The 3,803-nt window shown below is 63.2% G+C and carries 3 protein-coding genes and 1 pseudogene; all 4 read right to left on the reverse strand.

What is annotated here, in order from left to right; translation table 11 throughout:
• Positions 1 to 166 (reverse strand): IS66 family transposase (locus MR825_RS14405; protein ID WP_352408853.1); only part of this gene is annotated, 166 nt, incomplete at its 3' end.
• Positions 167 to 403: 237 nt separating this feature from the next.
• Entirely contained in the window at positions 404 to 748 is a 345-nt protein-coding gene (locus MR825_RS07265) for a histidine triad nucleotide-binding protein (RefSeq protein WP_186907151.1), read from the reverse strand.
• A 156-nt stretch (positions 749 to 904) separates the two neighbouring features.
• Positions 905 to 3,583 carry an alanine--tRNA ligase gene (gene alaS, locus MR825_RS07270; protein WP_186907152.1) on the reverse strand — a complete coding sequence of 893 codons (2,679 nt, stop codon included), beginning with the start codon at positions 3,581 to 3,583 and terminating at the stop codon, positions 905 to 907.
• A gap of 35 nt (positions 3,584 to 3,618) precedes the next feature.
• Positions 3,619 to 3,803 (reverse strand): annotated as a pseudogene (locus MR825_RS07275) (IS1595-like element ISFiba1 family transposase); the annotation flags it as partial.

The raw sequence follows: 3,803 nt of genomic DNA on the forward strand, positions 1-3,803 counted from the left end.
TCACAAAGGGCTTTAGGCTGCGCCCGGCACGGTTGTTGCTCAGTTCCGGCCTGCCGCCCTCCAGACAGCGCAACAGATACGGCCACTGCTCCGGCGGATAGTGCAGCGCTTTCCCCAGGGCGGGTTCGGGCGCCGTTGTGGCACTGGCCGCATTTGCCCACGCCAACAGAGCGCCCTAAACCGGTTTCTTCCGTTCCAGCCGCCTTCCGTACCGTTCCTCCGGCGTCAGCTCCATGAGTGACCGCTCCAGTTGAAACAGCCTGGTGCAATAACACTCACCGGCTGCCGCCGGAGAATCCTGCCGCTTCTCCTCTTCAGCCGCGACCCGCTTGGATGGGCTCGCGGCTGGTTTCTTTGTACAAAAAAGGGACGCGGAATGCCCGCGTCCCCGCATTGCATCGGATCAGCCCGGAGGCCAAGTCATGTCCCGGCCCGCCAGCACGTGAAAGTGCAGGTGGGGAACGGTCTGCTGCCCCTGTTCTCCAATGTTGGAAACGACCCGGTAGCCCTGCTCCGCAAAGCCGAGCTCCTTGGCCAGTGCGGCAATGACGGAGAAGATGTGGCCCACCACAGCCTCGTTTTCCGTGCTGATGTGGGCGGCGGACGGGATGTGGGCTTTGGGCACCACCAGAAAGTGGGTGGGCGCCTGGGGGTCGATGTCATAGAAGGCATAGCACAGCGCATCCTCATACACCTTCTTGGAGGGGATTTCCCCGGCAATGATCTTACAGAACAGACAATCGGACACGATAAGACCTCCTCTCTGAAATTACCTGCGTCCCCATCCCGGCCCGGCCGGGATGGGGACCCTTTGATTACCGCTGCTCGGGCGAAGGGATCCGCTCTGCACCAAGGGTTTGCCCGGGGCAAGCCCTTGCGCGCCGCACCTGCGGCGAGGGGCGGCTTACCGTCCCAGCTTGGCGTGGACGAGATCGTCCACCGTGGCCAGCGCATCGTCCAGCTTCATCACGTCGGAACCGCCGCCCATGGCGGAGTCCGGCTTCCCGCCGCCCTTGCCGCCGCAGACTGCGGTAACAGAGCGGATGATCTCCCCGGCCTTGACGCCCCGGGCCACGGCCTGCTTGCCGCAGACGGCCAGGAAGGTGATCTTCCCGTCCGTTACGCTGGACAGGACGGCCACCACGTTTGCATCCTTGTCCTTCAGGAAATCGCCCATCTTGCGCAGCTGGTCGGCGCCGGCATCGTTGAGGGTCGCGGTGAGCACCTTCAGGCCGTCCACGTCCTTGGCGCCCATCAGGAAGCGCCCCGCTTCGCCCATGGCGTCCTTGGCGCGGAAGGCGTCCACCATGTGGCGCAGCTCGCGGATCTCCTGGATCTCCTGCATGGCCTTGGAAACGATATCGGCAGGCTTGGCTTTCAGCGCCTCTGCCACGGCGTTGATCGTACAGCAATTGCCGCGCATGCACTCCAGCGTGGCCCGGCCGGTGATGGCCTCGATCCGGCGGACGCCGCTGGCCACGGAGAACTCGCTTTCAATGTGGAACGGCCCGACCTTTGCCGTGTTGTCCAGATGAGTGCCTCCGCAGAACTCCACGGAATAGCCGTCTCCCATGTCGACGACCCGGACCGTATCGCCGTACTTCTCACCGAACAGGGCGATGGCGCCCCGCTGCCTGGCCGCTTCGATGGGAAGCACGTCCGTACGGATGGGATAGCCCTCCAAAACCGCGTCGTTCACCATGGCCTCCACCTGTTGAAGCTCCTCGGCCGTCATGGCGGAGAAGTGGGTAAAGTCGAAGCGCAGACGGTCGGGCTCCACCAGGCTGCCGGCCTGCTGCACGTGGTCGCCCAGCACGGTGCGCAGGGCCTTGTCCAACAGGTGGGTGGCGGAGTGGGCGCGCATGACGGCTCGGCGGCGCTGGCCGTCGATCTGGGCGCGGACGGCGTCGCCGACCTTCAAAACGCCCTCCACCAGCTTGCCGTAGTGCATATACTTGCCGCCCTTGTTCTTCTGCACGTCGGTCACTTCAAAGCAGACGCCCCGGTCGCCGGCAATGACGATCTGCCCGTGGTCGGCCACCTGGCCGCCCATCTCGGCGTAGAAGGGGGTCTTGTCCAGGACCACGATGCCCTCCACGCCGGGCATCAGTTCCTCGGCCGGTTCGTTTTCCACCGCCAGGGCCACGACCTTGGCTCCGGGGAATGTGGAGTGTTCATAGCCTACAAATTCGGTCTCGGGCACGTCCTTGCCGAACTCCACGCCGGCCCAGCCCAGATCGCCCAGGGCCTCCCGGGCCTTGCGGGCCCGTTCCTTCTGCTCCTGCATCAGCGTCTGAAAGCCGTCCTCGTCCACCGTCATGCCCTGCTCCTCCACCATCTCGCGGGTCAGGTCGATGGGGAAGCCGTAGGTGTCGTACAGCTTGAAGGCGTCGGCGCCGGAGAAGACGCCTTCGCCCTTCTCCTTGTGCCCCGCCAGCAGATCGCTGAAAATGCGCATGCCGCCGTCGATGGTGCGGGCAAAGTTTTCTTCCTCGGTGCGGATGACCTTGGTGATATAGTCCTGCCGCTCCCGCAGCTCGGGGTAGTGGCCCTCGTTCTCCTGGATGACGGTATCGCACACCTCGTACAGGAAGGGCTCGTTGACGCCCAGCAGCTTGCCGTGGCGGGCGGCCCGCCGGAGCAGGCGGCGCAGCACGTAGCCCCGGCCCTCGTTGGAGGGGAGCACGCCGTCGCAGATCAGGAAGGTGGCGGAGCGGATGTGGTCGGTGATGACCCGCAGGGACACGTCCTTAGCGGCGGTCTCTCCATAATGGGCGTGGGTGATCTGACTGACCTTGTTGGTGATGTTCATCACCGTGTCCACGTCAAAGAGGGAGGCCACCTCCTGGCATACGCAGGCCAGCCGCTCCAGGCCCATGCCGGTATCGATGTTCTTCTGCTTGAGCTCGGTGTAGTGGCACTCCCCGTCGTTGTTGAACTGAGAGAACACCACGTTCCATACCTCGATATACCGGTCGCAGTCGCAGCCTACGGTGCAGCCGGGCCTGCCGCAGCCCCACTGCTCGCCCCGGTCGTAGTAGATCTCCGAACAGGGGCCGCAGGGGCCGCTTCCGTGCTCCCAGAAGTTGTCCTCCTTGCCGAACTTGAAAATGCGCTGGGCGGGTATGCCGATCTCCTCGTTCCAGATGCGGAAGGCCTCGTCGTCGGCGGGGGTGGTCTCGTTGCCGGCGAAGACGGAAGGGTAGAGCCGGTCGGGTTCCAGACCCACCCACTCGGGGCTGGTCAAAAACTCCCAGGCCCAGTGGATGGCCTCCCGCTTGAAATAATCCCCAAAGGAGAAGTTGCCCAGCATCTCAAAATAGGTGCCGTGGCGGGCGGTATGGCCGATGTTCTCGATGTCGCCGGTGCGGATGCACTTCTGGCAGGTGGTCACGCGGCGGCGGGGAGGCTCCTGCTCCCCGGTGAACCAGGGCTTCATGGGCGCCATGCCGGAGTTGATGAGCAGCAGGGAGGCGTCGTTCTGGGGAATGAGGGAAAAGCTGGGCAGGCGCAGATGGCCCTTGGTCTCGAAAAAGGAAAGGAACATCTCGCGCAGCTCGTTCAGGCCGAATTTTTTGGGCATGGGTAGATCAAACTCCTCTTTTTCTAAAAATATGGTTATCCCCTTGAGTAAGCCAACGAGGAATTAGAAACAGCAATGGCCAAACGGTCAAGCAAATGGGCCCCAAAGTTACGCCGGCTAAACCGGAAGCAATACTCATTGAGATAATCGCCCAGATACTTCTGCGGCAGCCCGTGGTAGGTACCCAGAATAAAAGCCTTGGCGTTGCCGATCATGATGT

It is taken from the genome of Lawsonibacter sp., assembly GCF_022777125.1.
Classification (GTDB): Bacteria; Bacillota; Clostridia; order Oscillospirales; family Oscillospiraceae; genus Lawsonibacter_A; species Lawsonibacter_A hominis.

Coding starts and splice junctions, on each gene's coding strand:
- alaS (WP_186907152.1), bottom strand. CDS start 3,583: ATGCCCAAAAAATTCGGCCTGAACGAGCTGCGCGAGATGTTCCTTTCC.